This is a genomic window from Paenibacillus sp. JJ-223 (assembly GCF_927798175.1).
Taxonomy (GTDB): Bacteria; Bacillota; Bacilli; order Paenibacillales; family Paenibacillaceae; genus Paenibacillus; species Paenibacillus hubeiensis.
Genome location: NZ_CAKMMP010000002.1, coordinates 415389 through 434249, shown reverse-complemented (window position 1 = coordinate 434249; position 18861 = coordinate 415389). Strand labels below are relative to the sequence as shown.

At 48.6% G+C, this 18861-nt stretch carries 16 protein-coding genes and 2 pseudogenes; 9 read left to right on the top strand and 9 right to left on the bottom strand.

Translation table 11 applies throughout. The features are described from left to right. Positions 1-46: 46 nt before the first annotated feature. Positions 47-961 (bottom strand): phosphatidate cytidylyltransferase, encoded by a 915-nt coding sequence (locus tag L6H98_RS05475; protein WP_236413480.1) that lies wholly within the window; start codon positions 959-961, stop codon positions 47-49. 99 nt (positions 962-1060) lie between these two features. On the opposite strand from L6H98_RS05475, the gene L6H98_RS05470 reads away from it, so the two are divergent. From L6H98_RS05470 to L6H98_RS05460, 3 genes and pseudogenes are all read left to right on the top strand, one after another. Further along, complete coding sequence (locus L6H98_RS05470) at positions 1061-1633, top strand: hypothetical protein (protein ID WP_236413478.1); 573 nt, start codon at positions 1061-1063, stop codon at positions 1631-1633. An 83-nt stretch (positions 1634-1716) separates the two neighbouring features. Next, positions 1717-1929 (top strand): annotated as a pseudogene (locus L6H98_RS05465) (metallophosphoesterase); the annotation flags it as partial. A 234-nt stretch (positions 1930-2163) separates the two neighbouring features. After that, positions 2164-3621: a carboxylesterase/lipase family protein gene (locus tag L6H98_RS05460; protein WP_236413476.1), complete on the top strand. Its 1458-nt coding sequence runs from the start codon at positions 2164-2166 to the stop codon at positions 3619-3621. A gap of 153 nt (positions 3622-3774) precedes the next feature. Here L6H98_RS05460 and L6H98_RS05455 read toward each other — a convergent pair whose 3' ends face one another. Further along, the gene (locus tag L6H98_RS05455) at positions 3775-5241 is read right to left on the bottom strand and encodes a tetratricopeptide repeat protein (RefSeq protein WP_236413475.1); all 1467 of its coding nucleotides are present in this window, start codon (positions 5239-5241) and stop codon (positions 3775-3777) included. 205 nt (positions 5242-5446) lie between these two features. Next, a complete protein-coding gene (locus L6H98_RS05450; RefSeq protein ID WP_236413474.1) occupies positions 5447-6604 on the bottom strand; it encodes a VanZ family protein in 1158 nt (385 codons plus the stop codon). 279 nt (positions 6605-6883) lie between these two features. Here L6H98_RS05450 and L6H98_RS05445 point away from each other — a divergent pair, with 279 nt between their 5' ends. Both L6H98_RS05445 and L6H98_RS05440 read left to right on the top strand, forming a co-directional pair. Further along, the gene (locus L6H98_RS05445) at positions 6884-7225 is read left to right on the top strand and encodes a zinc ribbon domain-containing protein YjdM (protein ID WP_236413473.1); all 342 of its coding nucleotides are present in this window, start codon (positions 6884-6886) and stop codon (positions 7223-7225) included. A gap of 190 nt (positions 7226-7415) precedes the next feature. Next, positions 7416-8474 carry an LLM class flavin-dependent oxidoreductase gene (locus L6H98_RS05440; protein ID WP_236413472.1) on the top strand — a complete coding sequence of 353 codons (1059 nt, stop codon included), beginning with the start codon at positions 7416-7418 and terminating at the stop codon, positions 8472-8474. A 124-nt stretch (positions 8475-8598) separates the two neighbouring features. On the opposite strand, the gene L6H98_RS05435 is transcribed toward L6H98_RS05440, so the two are convergent. Beyond that, the gene (locus L6H98_RS05435; RefSeq protein ID WP_236413471.1) at positions 8599-9870 is read right to left on the bottom strand and encodes a VWA domain-containing protein; all 1272 of its coding nucleotides are present in this window, start codon (positions 9868-9870) and stop codon (positions 8599-8601) included. Between the two features lie 97 nt (positions 9871-9967). Between L6H98_RS05435 and L6H98_RS31250 the strand changes: the two genes are divergently transcribed. The 4 genes and pseudogenes from L6H98_RS31250 to L6H98_RS31355 all read left to right on the top strand — a co-directional run bounded on the left by L6H98_RS31250 (position 9968) and on the right by L6H98_RS31355 (position 13506). Then, positions 9968-10096, top strand: coding sequence for a hypothetical protein (locus tag L6H98_RS31250; RefSeq protein WP_290371420.1), 129 nt, complete (start codon positions 9968-9970; stop codon positions 10094-10096). Positions 10097-10122: 26 nt separating this feature from the next. Continuing rightward, positions 10123-11811, top strand: coding sequence for a copper amine oxidase N-terminal domain-containing protein (locus L6H98_RS05430; protein ID WP_236413470.1), 1689 nt, complete (start codon positions 10123-10125; stop codon positions 11809-11811). Between the two features lie 241 nt (positions 11812-12052). Continuing rightward, positions 12053-13039, top strand: a pseudogene (locus L6H98_RS05425) (GNAT family N-acetyltransferase); the annotation flags it as partial. An 83-nt stretch (positions 13040-13122) separates the two neighbouring features. Next, positions 13123-13506, top strand: coding sequence for a pentapeptide repeat-containing protein (locus L6H98_RS31355; protein ID WP_356722655.1), 384 nt, complete (start codon positions 13123-13125; stop codon positions 13504-13506). Between the two features lie 65 nt (positions 13507-13571). On the opposite strand, the gene L6H98_RS05420 is transcribed toward L6H98_RS31355, so the two are convergent. From L6H98_RS05420 to L6H98_RS05400, 5 genes are all read right to left on the bottom strand, one after another. Next, positions 13572-14030, bottom strand: coding sequence for a GNAT family N-acetyltransferase (locus L6H98_RS05420; RefSeq protein WP_236413465.1), 459 nt, complete (start codon positions 14028-14030; stop codon positions 13572-13574). After that, positions 14027-14947, bottom strand: a complete 921-nt coding sequence (locus L6H98_RS05415; protein WP_236413464.1) for a D-alanine--D-alanine ligase — start codon at positions 14945-14947, stop codon at positions 14027-14029. The genes L6H98_RS05420 and L6H98_RS05415 overlap by 4 nt, the downstream gene beginning before the upstream one ends. 50 nt (positions 14948-14997) lie before the next feature. Continuing rightward, entirely contained in the window at positions 14998-16452 is a 1455-nt protein-coding gene (locus L6H98_RS05410; protein ID WP_236413462.1) for a PLP-dependent aminotransferase family protein, read from the bottom strand. 634 nt (positions 16453-17086) lie between these two features. Beyond that, positions 17087-17830, bottom strand: coding sequence for an SDR family oxidoreductase (locus L6H98_RS05405; protein ID WP_236413460.1), 744 nt, complete (start codon positions 17828-17830; stop codon positions 17087-17089). 283 nt (positions 17831-18113) lie between these two features. Then, positions 18114-18491: a MerR family transcriptional regulator gene (locus tag L6H98_RS05400; RefSeq protein WP_236413458.1), complete on the bottom strand. Its 378-nt coding sequence runs from the start codon at positions 18489-18491 to the stop codon at positions 18114-18116. Positions 18492-18861 lie beyond the last annotated feature (370 nt).

The following is an 18861-nucleotide window of genomic DNA, read 5'->3' as shown; positions in this document are numbered from 1 at the left end:
CATCAAGTCCGAACGTTGCTGATAAACGAGATATGATTTCACAACGCTACATGAAGTCAAAGAAATAACGAACGACATGGAACATGACCGGGGACGTATAGGTCAAGCTGTCGACCCGGCTAAGGTAACTCTTTTTCAATGCGTCGAATTTGGTGTCGTCGCCGATCAACAGGTCCCTTTTCAACACGGATACCGTCAAGCTGCCGAAAAATCCTGCGAGCGCGATCAGTATACCGATAAAAATGGAGAACTCCCAATTAAACGGTGTCATATATGGGTGAATAAAGTAAGATGCGGCCGTGGTCACAACGAAGGAGCAGAGGAACCCTTCCCAGGTCAAAAAAGGATTGGCGGTAGGCACCACTTTGCGTTTGCCCAAATAGAGAGAAGCCAAATAATGCACCACATCGTTCAGCTGCGTCAACACAACCAGAAACAATACGAGCTTGGAGCCGTATTCCGGCGTGGCAAAGGGGAAGTACGCAAGATGACTTAACCCGAACACCATCAGCATGAGGCCCCACTGGGTCGAGCTTACGCTGCGAAGGAAACCGACCGTGCCTTTGTTGATCAGCCTTGGCAGCGGCAGCACGAGAAAGACATACAGCGGAATAAATACGATAAACATGCCGTACCATCCGATGTAGATCCAGTAAAATTGCACCGGTATGGCCAGGTATGCCCATAGAAACAATCGGCGGTCCGCTTTGCGCGTGCGAATCATGGAGAAATACTCCTTGAGCGCAAAAAACGCCAGCACCATGAGCGATATTAGGGAGACAATGGGGTTGAACAATGTGGCGAGACAAAAAATAACGAACATGCCCCACCAGGTTTTGATTTTATTGCCGATGCCCGAGTAATCCTTGTCCGGTTGAAGTCGGGACACGGTTTTATAACCGATATGTACGAGTAGTAATGCTGAAAAGATGAGCGTAAGCGTAAAAAGCGTGCTATTCACTTGGCGATATCACCTGCTTGTCGGGATGTGAGATTCCATTATAGGGTTCCTATGTTATTATGAAGGAATACTCGACACTTGATAAGGGGTAATTTTGCGATGACACCGGATCGTTCGGTTTATATTTTGTTGACTAATACAGGTACTTTGTTTACCAAAATGATTCAGACTTACACGCGCGCACCCTATAATCATGCATCCATTTCATTCAATCGGGAACTTTCCGAGTTATACAGCTTTGGGCGCAAACATCCAAACAATCCGCTCAGCGGCGGCTTTGTGAAAGAAGATATCCAGAAGGGCACGTTCAGCAAATTTCCGGACACGACTTGTGTCATTTATGAGCTGAAGGTGACCGAGCGCGAGGTGGAAAAAATGAAACGCGTGCTGCACATCTTCATCCGCAGCCGCCAGAAGTTCATGTACAATCTGCTCGGCGTCATTGGCATCACGCTTAAAGAACCGGTGGAGTTCAGCAACTCGTATTTCTGCTCGCAGTTTGTGGCTGAAATTTTGCAGCGATCGGGGATCAAGCTGTGGAACAAGCTGCCTGCATTGGTGACGCCGGATGATTTTCGTCAAAACGAGCGGCTGGAGTTGATCTATGAGGGGCTGCTGCGGGATTATAGACCGCGTAAAGATCAGGAGCATGCCGATCCCGGCTCAAAATGATGGACCGCCAAAACTCGGAATAAGCCTTTCGGATCATCGAAGTTATACGTCAGCAAGAAAAACAGGATAAAAAATCTCGTTATTATTAAGGCGGCGATCACATGCCAACGATGTTCAACGCCTCCTCTGTCGCCTATTTGTGGACGGACGATGATGAACATTTGGAAGGAAGCCAAGGGCTGCATGTGGAGGTTTATGCGGATCGCGTCGTCGTGAAGGGCAGGGGCCTCGTGAAAGGGAGCTGGATTGAGGGCGCTGAGTTTACGGTGAACTATTTGAGGGACAGCAGACTTTGAACTAAAATCGCTCGTGATCATCATTTGGATCACATGGAATCGTGCGCAAGAAGGGCCGGTGTCATAAAAAGTTCCACGTGAAACGTTGGATGAAGCGTGAATTGGGGGAAGTTGTAAAAGGGTACATATGCGTTCTATACTCAAAAGGTAGATAAAATTTTCCATGGATTGCTGCAAGTTGATCGTACCGATACATGTCGGAACACTACTCAATAGAGAGGATGTAGACGCGGAATGAGAAAACTTCAAGTGATGACCAGCTACGGGATTGTGGAGGGCGAAAATTCGCATGGAGCGAACGCATGGAAAGGCATTCCTTATGCCAAGCCGCCAGTGGATGAACTGCGTTTCAAAGCCCCGGTTCCTCCGGAATCATGGGAAGGCGTGCGCGAAGCCCGGTTTTACGGGCCGGAAAACATTCAGCCGCGCAGTTCTCACCTGAAAGAAGCTGAGGGAGCGATTCGGGAATCCGAGGATAGCCTGTATCTGAACGTTTGGGCTCCGGAAAAAGAAAGCGATCATCCCCTCCCGGTCATGGTGTGGATTCATGGCGGTGCCTTCGTTACCGGTTCGGGCAGCTTACCCGTATATGACGGCACGTCCTTGGCCGTACGAGGCAATTTGATCGTAGTCACGATCAATTATCGTCTCGGGGCGCTCGGATTTTTGCATATGTCGCCGCTCGGGGAATCGTACGCCACCAATGCGGGATTGCTGGATCAGGTCGCTGCGCTGCAATGGGTGCAGGATAACATTTCCGCTTTCGGAGGGGACCTGGCCAACGTTACCGTATTCGGTGAATCGGCGGGCAGCATGAGCATTGCTGCCCTGATGGCGATGCCTGCGGCCAAGGGCCTGTTCCGGCGCGCTATTATGGAAAGCGGCGCATCGCAGTTCATGCCTGCCGAGCAGGCTAACGGGGTGCGTGAAGGCGTGCTGAAGATGCTTGGCATCGGTGCGGACGAGCTGCACAAGCTGCAGGACATCCCGGCAGAGCGGATCGTCGAAGCTGCCGAGAGGTTCAAAGAGCAAAGCGGTGTAGGAATGGCCTTGCTGTTTCAGCCGGTGCTGGATGGCGATACGCTTCCGCAACCTCCGCTTCAGGCCGTTGCCGCAGGGTCAGCCCGGGATATTTCGGTGCTGATCGGTACGACGCTCGATGAAGGTTCGCTGTTTATCCAGCCCGACACGCCATTTTCCGAGCAGATCGACATGGTGCGCGGAGTCGACTTCATGGCGCCAGACCTTGCCGATCGCAAGGCTATTGCCGACAGCTATCCCAAAACGGCGGACGGACAGGCCCAGGCCATGACCGATATGTTCTTCTGGCGTTCATCGCTCCAATATGCTGCTGCCCAGCAGAAGCATGCACCGGTGTGGATGTATCGTTTTGATTGGGTCATGCCGGAGCACCCGCTTCTCAAAAAAGCGATTCACAGCATCGAAATGTTCTTTGTATTCAATACGCTGCATGCATTGAAATTCATGAAGGCCGAGCCGGACGCGGCTGCCGCCGCGCTCGCGCTTCGGGTGCAGGATGCATGGATTGCTTTTGCCAAAACGGGTCAGCCTCAAGTAGCCGGCATGGAATGGCCGACGTATGAACAGGATCGTGCAACGATGATCTTTAATCACGAGATCAAGCTCGAACACGATCCGGAAGCGGAGAAACGCAAACGGTTGGGTGTCTAGATGTAGAATACTTAACAAGTATATTCGTACAATTTGGATTGTAGTGGCATGAACGAGACTGCCTGAAACGAAATAATTTGTATAGAGCCGCATTATAAAAATGGCACCCGAAGGGGTGCCGTTTGAAATTTTTACTGTATGAGGTCGATGCAACTATTCTTCTAAGCTTGAAGCAGCTTCAACTATATTTTTTTTCAGTTCTTCAATAATGACAGGAAGGTTTTCGGGAAATTTAGCTCCTAACTCGAAGGCCTTTTTATAATCCTGAAGAGCTTGTTCATAGAGATTCATTTTTCTATATGTATAGCCCCGATTATTATAAGCTTCAGCGTAATCCGATTTTAACTCAATGGCCTTGCTATAATCTTGCAAGGCTCTATCATAGCTATCCTTCTTGAAAAAGAGATTGCCACGATTGAAGTAAGCTTCAGCATAGTCCGGTTTCAACTCAATGATCTTGCTATAATCCTGCAGCGCTTCATCATGGAGATCCTTCTTTAAAAAGAGGTTGGCCCGACCCAAATAAGGTTCAGCGAAATCCGGTTTCAACTCAATGGCCTTGTTATAATCTTGTAAGGCTTCGCTATAGAGATCCATATTTCTAAAAAGTATCCCTCGGTTGTTATATGCAAGTGAATAATCTGAATTCAACTCAATGGCCTGATTATAATCTGCTAGAGCTTCATTAAAGAGTTTTTTCTTACTGAAGGCATTAGCGCGATTGTTGTAGGCTATGGAATAATCCGGATTCAACTCGATAGCTTTGCTATAGTCCTGTATAGCTTTATCATAGAGTTTTTTCTTGCCAAAAACATTGGCACGATTATAGTAGGCTATAGAGTAATCCGGATTCAACTCGATAGCTTTGCTGTAGTCCTGTATAGCCTTGTCATAGAGTTCTTTATCTTTATAGATAATTCCACGACTGTTATATGCCTGAGCAAAACCAGGATTTAGATTAATGGATATATTTAGACTTTCTAAAGCCTCAGATAACATGCCGTTTTTTCTTAACGCACTCCCCCGCATGGCATACGCTCTTGCTAAAATTAATGGATCGGTCGCACTTTCAATAAGTTCTGTTAAAGCAATGATTTGTTCTTCAATCTCATCAAGCTGATTGATCTGTTCAAATTTCATTGTCCAATCGTTTTGTTGATCAATGGTTTCGTTCAATCGGATGTTTTCAGCGTTAATCTCCTTTATTTTTCTATTTTTCTTCGATAAGCTAAACAGGACGAGTCCTAAACTCGCAATGGTGAGAGCATTGCTAATTGACGTTGAGCTGATTTCAGAAGAGAAGAAGGTGTTGAAGCTAGTCAATATCCAATTCAGAAAACGATGGATCGCTTTTAATTGGAGAATTTGAGGAATAGTTATTGTAAATAGAATACCTAAAAATAACATGAATCCACTTTTTTTTGATGTCATATCATACAAGGTAAAGAAAAGGCCTGAAAATGCGAATGAAATCAGAAAGGAAACATTATTAAAGGCCCCGAATAGGGCAAATGGAATTAATACAAAGTAAGATAGCGCTACGTATAGTATAAAGCTATTGGCTGAGTTATCCTCTTCTTTGAATAAACTCATATCTTTGATTTTAGTTATTAGGCCCATCTTATCGAATACCATCCCCGACTATTATATTGTTAGTTTTCCATAGCTTCATCATATAATAGTTTTCCTTAACCTGGAATCTTATTTTTGTTTAATTCCCCATCTTACGTGAAAATAGAGGATGACAACGACAGCAAAACTCCCCCCAAAAAAAAATAACCCATCGAATGTTTGATGGATTATTTACTAAAGCTTATAGCATTTCTTATTTACGCGAAGGTTTCGTGCCGGACACTTCATCAAAATAGAAGTTGCGTTTACCCCGCGAGAAGAGGACGAGTATGAGATGGAAAGCCAGAACGATGCAGGCAAGCATGTACAGGCCATATATGCCGACCGATATCCACACTTGATAGGTTTCGGGGATATATGCATTTTGGATGACTGCATACTCGTTCATGATTCGGATCGCGCTAAGAATGAGCCAGGGAATATACAGTGCCAGCCATCTTTTGAACAACGTTTTGAAGGAAGGCTGCCCTGTGCTGATATTGACGTAACGGAAGCGCATAAATGCGGATCCTGGCGTTTTGCCACCCCGTGCCATTGGAACGAAAAAGAGCAGGATCATCATGGCTAGCGTTGTGTTGACGGCCCCGGTGACAATATTGCTGCCTGAAGCCAAATTGAATATGGAAAACAGGTTGGATAACAGCGCGATGACTGCCGCATCGATCATTAACGCAAGCAGCTGTGCTACCGGAAATACTTTATTCTGCTCGACAATCTGCTCGGTTTTGGCTTGAAGGTGCGCCCTGGAAGGGAACATGGCCAGCAAAATAGGCGCAATCAGGAAACCAAGCACGGCGCCGGACGAATTCAGCATCAGGTCATCGATATCGAACAGCCGATAGGGGCAGGCAAAGTAGCCATACAGACCCGTAATTTGCGTGAGTTCGAAAAATAGGGAGAGCCCGAATCCGGCGATCAGCGCCTTTTTCCAGTGGGATCGTTGCTGCATGAAATAACGGATATATACTCCGAGCGGCATGAGCAGAAATACGTTGAAAAGGGCCTGCAAAAAAGCTCTGCTGCGGATCATTGCCATATAACTGGACGGCTGCGACCAGTTCATCGGCGTTTCTTTGAACATGTCGCTGATAAAGGTGAACGGGATCAGGTTGTAATAAACGGCGTCCGCCGCCTGCTGTGCGCAATTGTTGCGGGTTTCGGGCATCGGCAGAATAACGAGGCAGTAGGCGGCAAGCATATAGAAAACAAACGAAAAACTGATCGCAAAGCGGGACCAGCTAAAAAAACCGTCCTTGCGATAGCCGTAAATGAGCCAAGGAATCAACAAAAACATGGCAGCGATAAGAAAAATGAAAAAAGCGGTTTTAACGGGAAACACATAGGGTGTCATACAGGGAAGCTCCTTTTTCTGAAAAAATCATATATGTTCTGACTGCATGCTTACAATATTAACATGGAAAGTTGTTCCGGATCTCCATCATAAGCGGTTTACCTTAAATCAAGGAACGTGCCAACCTTAAATTTAGTTTAAACGATGAGCCAGATGGTCTTGTTCCCGGATGGCAAACACTCCTTCTTTCCATTAACCTTCGATCCAGAGGTAGAACAACGGCGCATATTCCCGTATACTTGCGAGGAAGCCATCATAGAAATGGAGAGCTAAATACATATGTCCAATTTGCCAAATTGCCCGCAATGCAAATCCGAGTATACGTACGAGGATGGTTTCATGCTGGTATGTCCCGAATGCGCACATGAATGGAATCCGGAATCCGAACAAACGGCCGGGAAAGAGGAAAAGGTCGTCCGCGACGCGAACGGCAATGTGCTTCAGGACGGGGATACCGTATCCGTCATTAAGGAACTAAAGGTGAAAGGCAGCTCGCTCGTCGTCAAAATGGGGACGAAAGTTAAAAACATCCGCCTGATCGAAGGCGACCATGACATCGACTGCAAGATCGACGGCCTCGGCGCAATGAAGCTGAAGTCGGAGTTTGTGAAAAAAATCTAGGCAGGATCAGCAGCTAAACAATCTGCGTGGTAGATCCTTGCAAAGCCCTCTGCGTACCTGAGCAGAGGGCACTTGTTTTTTTATCTCAAATCGTTTAGAGTAGTTATTAACGAAATGTTATTAGCTTACAATACGTTAGAAATAGATGAGCAGTAAATACGGAACATTAATCATAAGGGAGGAATTAGGCATGGAAATCGGAATCAGTACCTTTGTAGAAACATCGCCGGACGTCAAAACGGGAGAGGTGATCAGCCATGCGCAGCGCATTCGCGAAGTCGTGGAAGAGATCGTTCTTGCGGATGAGGTAGGCTTGGACGTATACGGAGTAGGCGAGCATCATCGCGTGGACTATGCGGCATCTTCTCCAGCCGTTATTTTGGCAGCGGCAGCATCCCAAACGAAACGTATTCGCCTGACAAGTGCAGTGACGGTATTGTCCTCGGATGACCCTGTGCGGGTGTATCAGGATTTTGCCACACTGGACGGCATTTCGAACGGGCGCGCGGAAATTATGGCCGGACGTGGTTCGTTCATCGAATCGTTCCCGCTGTTTGGTTATGACCTGAACGACTATGATGAACTGTTCGACGAGAAGTTGGATTTGCTCCTGAAACTGCGGGACTCCGAAAAAGTAACCTGGGAAGGCAAACATCGTCCTTCTTTCAACAACCTGGGCATCTATCCGCGCCCGGTACAAGAAAAACTGCCAGTCTGGATCGGCAGCGGCGGCAACCAGGAGTCGGTCGTGCGCGCAGGTTTGCTCGGATTGCCGCTTGTGCTGGCCATCATCGGCGGTCGCCCAACCCAATTCGCGCCACTGGTGCAGCTGTACAAGAAAGCGGCGGAACATGCCGGACATGACGTATCCAAGCTGACGGTTGCCTCTCACTCGCATGGTTTCATTGCCGATACGACGGAAGAGGCAGTAGAGAAGTTTTTCCCGCCAACGCAAGCCGTCATGAACGTTCTTGGACGCGAGCGCGGTTGGGGACATTACAGTCGGGCGACCTTTGACGCCGCTCGTTCGCTTGAAGGCGCGTTGTATGTCGGAGATGTCGATACCGTCGCCGAAAAAATCATTTATTTGCGCAAACAAGTGGGCATTACCCGTTTCATGCTGCATACCCCGCTCGGCACGATGCCTCATGCCGATGTCATGAGAGCGATCGAACTGCTCGGCAAAGAAGTTGCGCCGAAAGTACGGGCTGAAATCGCACGCTGGGAAGCGGAGCAGGCCCAAGCTTAACTTAAACGCCAAAAGACGCTAACCGTGGTTACTCCATGGTTAGCGTCTTTTTTGCAGTTATTTTTGGTGATATCGAATTTGAAAAGGACTTAGGGGATGTACCTATGATTGCAAGGCTCCATCTTTAAGCCAGAATGCCTTTGGAACGAGCTTCCTTAATCCAGGCAGGGAATTCGCCCAGCAGGCGGTCATACAATTCTTCATCGCTGATCCGTGAAATATCGTCCAACTCAAAAAAGTTGGCATTATCGATGAATCGGCCAGGCATGTCGTCCAGCTTCTGAAGAATGCCGTAATTGGCTCGTCCCAGGCCAACGAATTGCCAGAACAGATTTTTGGTAGAGCTTTCGGTGATCAACCGTGTGATTTTTCCTTTGTTGCCTACGCCGCCATCGCTGAAAAAGATAATATACGTTGGAATCTGCACATTGGGTTCCTCCACCGTATATTTGCGGATGACGTCTTCCATTACAGGAGGCTCATTGTTGGTTCCGCCCTTGCTTCCCAAAGTATATGCGCGATTGATGTAGTTTTCATAATCCTGCGCGGTTACGCTCGGTGCACGCAAGAAGTCTTTGGCAAAAAACCAAACATCCAGTTCGCCGTTATCGTCAAAGGCTGCAGCAATGGCCAGAATGCGTTCGAACGCTTCTTGCACGGTTCCGTTGCGATACAGGTGGTACATGGAGCCGGAGGCGTCGAATACAACCGCTACGCGTGCCCGGATCGGTTCGGACTGCTTCTTCTGCAGGGACAAATTCACTTTTCGTTTAAGCAAATCGATTTTGGTCAGGTTTAACGGGGCTGGCTCAGGTTCGGCAACAGGCGGTACAGGAGTCTCTGTGGCAGCAGCCACCTCAGGTCCAGGGTTGCCTTCCACTTCTACGCCGAACGATTCAGCGAGTGGTTTAAGCCCCCCGAAGAAGCCGCGTCCAATGGCGCGTACCTTGAATTCGCCGTTATGTTTGTACACTTCGATGAAAATCAATGCCGTTTCGGCGGTTGCCTGGGTAATCTCATATGTAATTTGCTGTTGCCCTGCTTGTACAATGGCCCGGCAGTTGCGGACCTGAGCGAAAGTGCCGCCTTCATCCAGGGTAGCGGTGAAAACGCACTTTTCGACGGGGGCCTGGCGAAGTCTGTCAGTGTCGATTGCAAAAGTAGTTTTGCGCGCCTCCATCTGTTGCAGCTCTACGCTGCGATGAGGGTCCGAGGTCTGGTTGTAAAATACAAAGTAGTCGTCGGAAGGAACATGGCCCCGCTCGTTGACCATGAAACAACTGACATCGAGCGTTGATGGCCCCGAATCGCATTGGATCGTTACTTGCAGTTGGGCGGCTGACGGAATGGCTGTGTTCTGCCCGGTGCTTAATGGAATGTTGGGGGATGACATCATATGCATTCTCCTTTTATAGGCTAGGTTGAAAAGGTTGGACTATTTAGATTCTCATACAGATGTTTCCATAAGTCAATGCGCCTTTATGAAGGGCGGAATGAACGAAGCGGGACTTGTGGTCGAACAAACCACATTGTGGTCCACCCTCTATCCCGAGGCGGATGAACGTCCTGCCGTCAATGAGCTGCAATGGATGCGGTATCTTCCGACACATGCAGTACTTTGACGTCTGTGTTAAATGGGAGATCCCTGATGAATGGATCTGATCCATTGCGTATTATCCCGATTCGTTCACATGATCGCCGGATGTTTAACTTTTTTTGGAATTTTTGCATCAATATCATTTACAACAATTACCTCTGCCTCCATAATAGAAATGAACGACATTTCGCCCATGAAAAAGGAGGAGATCGTATTATTAACCGCAAATTTGCGCAATGGATCGCCATACCGCTCATTTTGATTATGGTTACGCTTACGGGGTGCCAAGCCGTAGGTGGGGTTGACGTTGGTAAAGCCATTGAGAACAATGCAACAGTGAAATCCGCTGAATCCAATCAAACGCTGAACATAAAGCTCGAACCGGCATCCGAATGGATCGATTCGGACGATGACCTTGAGATGATAGAACTGATTAATTCGTTATCCCTGAATATTACGGATGCCAAATTGAAAGATTCCAAGACGGCCTCCATTGAGGGCGCGCTGAGCATTCAGGACAAAAAGCTGCCTTTCCATCTGTCGATGGACGAGTCGGCCATCGTGTTTGATGTAGATGGCGCGAAAAAGCCGCTCTACATATCGCTTGCAGGCAATGATGCCCTGCTCGGTTTGGATACGGCCGCGTTCGAGAAGCAAATCGAGGAGCTCTCTCCGAAAATGCTGGCATTTATGCTGAAACATCTGTCCAATCCAACAAACATTTCCGTGAATTCTGTACAGGAAACGGTTCACGGGGAATCGCTCAGCCTTTCCAAACTGCATGTGGAGATTAACGGCGAAGAACTGCTGGCGCTGGTTAAGCCGTTCCTCACCAGTGTGGCGAAGGATGAAGAAGGACTCAAAAGTCTGATTGGCGACCTGTATGACGTATTCTATCCGGTGATTAAAGCCGTGAATACGGTGGAGGGCGCCGAAGATGACGCTTTTGCCGCGATCGTGCCCGAATCCCGCGATGCGGCAGTAACGGCAATGTACGGCATGGTAAAAGCAGGCTTGGATGAATTGCTCGCAAGTTACGATGAGGGGCTGAAGCAGCTTCTCGCAGACACGCCTGAACTGAAGACGGTGCTTGGCAAAGACACCGTACTGAAGCTGGACCTCTATCTGGACAGTGCGCAGAACATCCGCAAGCAAAGCCTTGACTTGAAAGTGGCGCTGCCGGCTTCCGAGTTCCTCCCCATTAAATCCGCGACATTGTCGAGCGTGAGCGAGATGTGGAACATTGGCGGCACGGTTGCGGTCAATGCGGTCGATACAACGAACGGCGTAATCGATGTGGAAGATTCGGGTATTACGCCAGGTCAATTCCTGCGCAACTTCGAATCGGATTCCGTCATCTATGACTTGCTCAAAAACGAAGCAGGCATTACAAGCAAAACGGTTATGCTCCAAACGGATGACGAATATTCGGGTGCAGTCGACGTTGACGGAGTCACGTTTGTTCCCGTTCGTTACCTGTCCGAGCAGTTGGATGCCGAAGTGAAGTGGACCAAAGGATCGGATCGAATCGTCGTCATCGACGACATTACCGGGAATGAGGTTATCTTGACTCTGAATTCGGATCAAGCAACCGTAGCGGGGAAAGAAGTGAGAATGACGGGATCTGCCTTTGTAGGCAGAGATGGTAAAACCTATGTACCGCTCCAGTTTGCAGCCGAATCGCTTGGCGCAACAGTGACGGAGGACGATGCAGGTTGGCTTTGGATCGAACGCAAGTAAGATTTGATTTCATTTGAAATGATGTTCATGAAAGGGGATTTCGGAATATGCCGGATTTCTTGTAATGGCGATGAAGTGCACATTTAAAAAATTCCGTGGATTGGTCTACGGGATACGTGTGTCCTTTTTTACCCGTTACGAGGAACCTCGGCGTTTCTGAAACGATGAAACGAAGGGGGCACCTCGATTGGAGGTGCCTTTTTTGCGTCATCACCAAAATAATCCCCAGAGGTGTTTGTATATGAACCATCATTTGTTTATCCAGAGCAGCCATATTTCTCTTCGTCCTTTTACCATGGAAGATCAAGCCGAGCTGTTGTGCCTGATTGCCCAACCGGAGATTACGAATGTTTTGCCCGAGTGGAAGATGACTGTCGAGCAACTGAAAGGCTTCCTGCAGTTTGTGATTGGGAGTTACGAGCAATTCGATCCGGGAGATGTGCGTGTAATGCTGGCAGTGATTCACAATGTGGATCAACGCGTGATCGGCTGGTGCGGCGTATTTCCCAACGACATGCTGGACGCTTCCGACCGTGAAGTCGCGTATGCGATTTCCCGTGATCATCGGAGCAAGGGATACATGACCGAGGCGGTTCGGGCCATCAGCCGACATCTGTTCGAGCATACGAGTTTGGAACGAATCGTAGGCATCGTCAAACCATTTAACATGGCCTCCCGCAAGGTGCTGGAGCACGCGGGCTTTCGATTGGTTTCACGCCGAAGGCTGGCCGATGGAGCGGATTATGATTATTTTGAACTGATCGGCAAGGAATCAGGCCAGACAGGCAATGATCAACCGCCAGCACGGGTACGTCTGCGCCGAGCCCAGATGGAAGACGCCGCCATGCTGACGGAGACTTGTACCCGTGCATTTGACCAAGCAATGAAAGAATGGTCCAAAGGGCCGGATGATCTGGACCCCAACCTGTGTCCGCCCGGCTATTCGTCGGTACACATGCATCGTTACGTCATTCGCGAGTGGGATTACTTTACGGTCGAACTGGGCGATTGCCTGATCGGGGGAGTGAGCGTACAGGTGTTGGGGCGTGCTTATGCGCGGCTCGACAAAATCTTTATCGATCCCGCGTGGCAGGGCCGGGGAGTCGGGGCTCAGGTCGTGAGACTTATTGAGGCCGCATATCCCGAGGTTGCGGTATGGAGGTTGGAGACGTCCGGGCGGCAACCGAACAATCACCACTTTTACGAGAAGATGGGGTATGAGCGGTTATATAGCTCCAAGGATGAGTATGGGTATGAGAAACGTTTGCATCGGTCTGTTCCGAAACCCATGTTGGATGAAGGCTCCGTCGAATGGATACAGGCCCATTTGGAAGAGGGAAGAATCAGCAGCAGCAATCTGTCCCGCCTGCGCGTCACGGATTGCAATTTGAGCGGCAGCCGGTTTACGAATTTGAACATGACCGACATGCTGCTAGCAGATTTGCGTTTAAGCGGAAGCGTGGTGGAATGGGGTGCGCTGGATGGCATCCATTTCGCGATACGCATCTTGGCGCAGAGAGAAGGCCCATGCAGTGGGAGCGCTGCGACCTTGCCGGTACTGTATTTCGGGATTGCGATTTGTCCGGCGTGCAGCTGGACGGATGCAGCGTGAAAGGCATGAAGATCGACGGGGTAGCTGTGGAGGATTTGCTGGCGGCTTATGAAAGATGCAAATCGGGTGAAAAAAACGATTGAAAAAAGAAGCCCGTTTCCGGCATGATGTCCGGGAGCGGGCTTTTCAATAGGATAAGATCCATTTGTTAAACGTGCTGCGGAACTCGCAGTGTTTTGCTGAAGCCGGTGCTGCCGTCTGTATATCCCATCGCGCGATAAAACTGGTGGGCAGCCTGGCGCTCCTCGCGGTTGGCGCTGTTCAGGGACAGGGAAAATACGCCCTGCTCCGCTGCCCATTGCTCAGCGGCTTGAATCAACCGGGTGCCGATGCCCGAACCTCTGAACTGATCATGCACGATCAGTGCCATGATGCGGCAATGACGCCCGTTTTTTTCATACATATATGAGGTTTGCAGGCCGATCAGCCCAATGGCGCGTCCCCGCACTTCGGCGATCAGTGTCGTAAAGTTGGCGTCTGACGCAAGATGGCGGTAACGCTCGCTCATTTCGGCATAGGTGGTTGGATAACCAAGTTGATCCATGAGAATAACCATGTCCTGTATATCGTTTTCCGTACTGTGCCGTATGCTGACATCCAGACTCATGCCAATGCAGCCTCCTTCGCCCGTTGTTTCAACGATAAATCAATAATGGAATCTAGCAAACCCGCAAACGATAAACCGGCCGCTGCCGCGCTTTTGGGAAGCAAACTGTTGCTGGTAAGGCCAGGGAGGGTATTCACTTCAAGCACATAAGGGATGCCGTCCCTAATCAGCATATCGACGCGTGCATAGACGCTGCATTTTAAGGCCCGGTAACAGGCGAGAGCCGCCGCTTCCACGCGCTGATGCAGATCGGCCGGAAGTTCGATAACCTGTTCGACGGCCCCGCCGTCGCTGTATTTAGCTTCATAATCGAAGAACGTTGCGTTCGTGCGAATGGACAGGACCGGAAGCATACGGCCGTCAAGAATGGAGCAGGTGATCTCGTCGCCCTCGATATATTGCTCGATCATCACCGTTTCGTCCCAAGCCAGAGCTGCTTCTACCGCAGAGCGCAGTCCTGCTTCTTCACGCACGATCTGCGTGCCGATGCTGGAGCCGCCCGAATTGGGTTTGACGACGACCGGGTACGACAGCTGTTGTACCGAAGGCCCGGACAGTTCATCCAGGCTGCTCACTTGCAGCCATGCTCCGGTGGTTACGCCCGCATGTTGGATAATACGTTTGGACAAGTCTTTGTCCATGCACAGGCTGCTTGCGAGCACGCCGCATCCCGTATAGGGTACGCCGAGCGATTCGAGCGTGCCTTGTACGGTGCCGTCCTCCCCGTATTTTCCATGGAGAGCAAGCAAGGCCACATCCAAACCGGCTGCTTTGTCAATGAGATCGCGTTTGCTGTTAATCTCCACCGGGACGACCTCGTATTTTTGCCTGTCGAGATGGGCAATCATCTCCTTTCCGGTCAGCAGGGAAATATCCCGCTCCGAAGATGTTCCGCCCATAATCACGCCCACTTTCATGTAATGCCCTCCCTTATGATTTCGGGTGCACGTTCTGCACCCATGTCGGATCAGCGCCATTTGGCCGCTATTTCACCGATAATGCGAATGCCTTTGCGTATGTTTTCGTCGCTCACCCTGGAGAAGCCGAGACGCATGGTGTTCTGTCCCTGGCCTTCCTCCAAGTAAAAAGTATCGCCCGGCATAAAGGTAACCCCTTTTGCCTTGCATGCTTCCAGCAGCTCTCGCGTGCTGAACGCCTCAGGGAACTGAACGAACAAGTGAAGTCCGCCTTCCCCGGATATTCTGCACATGGGCAGATGCTGCTTAAGACAGCGCACGACCAGCTCGTATTTGCGTTTGTATTCGGTGCGTGCCCGTTTCAGGTATTTCTCGAAATGGCCATTGCTTAAATATTGATAAAGCAATGATTGATCCAGCGTCGAGGTATGGATGCTTCGCGCACGCTTCATGCTTTCCAAAAAGTCGATTAATGCTTGATCAGCGATTATCCAGCCTACTCGCAGCCCCGGAAACAGCACCTTCGAGAAGCTGCCCAGGTAGATCAGTCCAGAGCCCTTGCCAACACTTGTAATCAGCGGGGAAACGTGCGATCCGGAATAGCGCAGTTCTTCGTTGAACCCGTCTTCGATGACCGGCACCTTGTACTGGTTCATAAGCCGGATAATCTCGGCCCGCTTGGCCGGTGAGGTCACGATGCCGGTCGGATTGTGATAGGACGGGACGAGATAAGCCAGATCGTACGTATCCGAAGCCAGCTTGTTTTCCAATTGCTTTAAATTCAGCCCATCGGATTCCATATCGACGCCTGTGAGCTCAAACTGATGGAGCCTGAGATTTTTAATGGCCGTATGGTGCGTCGGATTTTCGCATAATGCCCGGCCGCTTCGTTTGCGCAAAGCGCTCAGCACAAGGTCAAAACCCTCGGTGAACCCGTTGGTGATCAAAATATCTTTGCCTTCCAGATCGACGCCTTTGTTTTCCATGTATCTGAGCAAATATTGCATCAAGGGGCGGTAGCCTTTGGCATACCCGTAATTAAGCAGAACTTCCCCTTCCAGCGACATGCGGTCGAGAAAGGCCCGTTTCACGTTATGCAGGTCGAATAGCTTCTCGTCCGGGGCGATGCTGGTAAAGGAAATCTCGCCTCGCTCCGCTCCGGATCCGTGCTTCATCAGGTCAAGCTGTTCAGCTTGAAGGGCGTAGTCGCTGACACGGTCAGACCAGTCCGGTTCCCAGGGCGGCGTCTCCGTTTCCGGGGTCCCGATGGAAGGACTGACGTAGTTGCCCTTTCCTTTGACCGCATAGATCAGCCCTTCTTCCTCCAACTCGGCATAGGCGAGCAGGACGGTGCTGCGGCTCACTTTCATGAGGGTGCTTAGTTCACGGGTGGAGGGAAGCTTTTGCTTCGCCTGCAGGCCGCCTTTGAGCATCAACCGTTTCATGTAATCCTTGACTTGTATATATACAGGGCGGTCATCCGTCAACTGCAGATCGGAATACATCCCATCACTCCCTTAATGGTATCTTGCCATATTATAAACCCGCCAGAAAGAACCACGATACCTCCGATTCTGTGCCGGAGTGGTCCAGGTTATACAGGCACGACAAAAAGCCCTGGCTTCTGCCGGGCTGATGACGACTGCTTCCTTATTTCTAGAATTCTAACGCTATAAATTCCCACTTCTCGTTATCAGGCTACATGATCTGGATTCGATAGCTATCTGTCCCTCTGATTCGTGCTACATGGATGGCTATATTGAAACTTAAATCTTGCTTGCTAAGGGAATGTGGCATTGCTATGGTAAATCTATGGTACTACTACATTCGTTCTAATGGGTCTTCCAATTGTTGTCGAATGGATGGGAAATCTGAAAAACTATCACTGAACGACCGATATGCGCGCTTTTCACAGCGTTCAGTATGAAAAAGAGGGCCAACCTGGTTAGTTCAAATGAACGAAGTTGATAAAAAGACATGTGTCATAGTGCCCAATTTCTTCCTCATACCCCTATAGTACCACTTTAAAACAGGGAAGTTAACCACTATTTTGAAATTTTTGTCGCAAAAATTGAAATTAGCGTGAATTTTGACTCTTTATCCTATGAAATGACATGTTCTTGGCGATCGGCGACCATGTTATAAGCTTTGAGACGTTGGGCGTACAATCAGTTCGTTAATAGTTACGTTAGTCGGCTGCTGGATTGCAAATAGTATCGTTCTCGCAATGTCGCTTGGGTCAAGTTGGCTCCATTCCTGGCTGCCCAATTTCTCCAATGCTGGATAAATGGAGTTATCAGTAATGGTATCGTAGAGCTCGGTCTCTACCGCACCGGGGGAGATGAGTGTTGTCCGAATATTTTGTGTGGATCCCAATTCGGTTCGCATACCTTCTGTTAGAATCCGTACAGCATGCTTGGTCGCACTATAAATAGAGCTTGAAGGGAAGATGATATGTCCCGCAATGGACGAGAAATTAATGATATGTCCCTCATTACGTTCTTCCATATGTTTATACACTGCCGCCATCCCATAGAGAACGCCCTTAATGTTCACATCGATCATTCTCTCCCATTCGTCGACCTTCAAATTTTTGAAGAACGAAAGAGGCATGATCCCCGCATTATTAATCAAAATGTCAATTTGTCCATAAACTTTAATCGTTTCATCCGCCAATGCTTCCAGATCAACACGCGAAGTGACGTCAGTCACCTTGTAGCTGGCTTCACCTCCAGCGTTACGGATTTCTTCTTGCAGCTGCTGCAATCGGTCTTCACGGCGAGCGGCAAGCATGACTTTAATGTTGTGTTGAGCGAGAAGTTTCGCCGTGGCCGCTCCCATTCCGCTGCTTGCACCTGTAATGATTGCTACTTTTGTGTTCATATGTACTTCTCCTTTGTTCTTGGTTTAGCCACTCATCGTTGGCTTGCTTCAAGGTTATCAATTAGAGTTTAATATAAGTCAAGTCTCGAATATTAAATAATTTGAATAGGCGGAATTCCCATAAATTCGTGGTATTTTTGATGATACAGGACATAAAATGGAAATTTTAAGGGGATAAAAGCGCAAAATATATTAGAGCTCACTCTAATATAAGCACCAAAAAAGACGCGTCCCCATCGGGGAAACGCGCTCCATTTTAGAGTGAAATGCTGCAAACCAACATCTAGGGCAGCATCTTGGCCAATCCTTTTTCCTGCATGTCATAAAGTGCCAGTTTGTAATTGATTTGCTCCAAATATTTAATGGTTTCCGAGAGGTCCTTCTCCACTTTTTCCTTGTGCATAAGCATCATTTGTTTACGTATCTCAAGGGTGCTCTCGCCTTCTTGGTATAAATCCACGTATTTCCTGATCTCGGCAAGCGGCATGCCCGTCGCTCGCAGCGCCAAAATAAAATTCAGCCATTCCATACTCTCTTCGTCATACAATCGATTGCCACTCGAATCGCGCTTGACGTATGGCAGAATTCCTTCCCGTTCATAAAATCGAAGAGTATATGGGGTAATTCCGGTTTTCTCCGAAATTTCTTTAATCGTGGACATCGCTTTCTCCTCCAGTCATCAAAGTAAACTCTAACCTTTTTCCTTCATTCATTTCCATATTACTGGCATTAATAGCTGAGATTATTAAAGGGATTCTCCTTTAATGGCGAATTCAACAAACGTTCACCTTGGAGTTTACTGTATGGATTAATATGTATTCAATACAAAATTCACAGAACAATGAAGCCATGGAGGATGAAATCAGCGCGTCCCCCTTTCCTGTAAGCTTCTGATGCTGATGCCATCAGGTGTGTTATTTTTTCCATATATGGATTGACTGAGATGAAAAGAATATGATAATTTTATTGATAATGATTATCATTTTCGTTATGAATGATATCACAGTTTTATCGAATCTTCATACTCATCA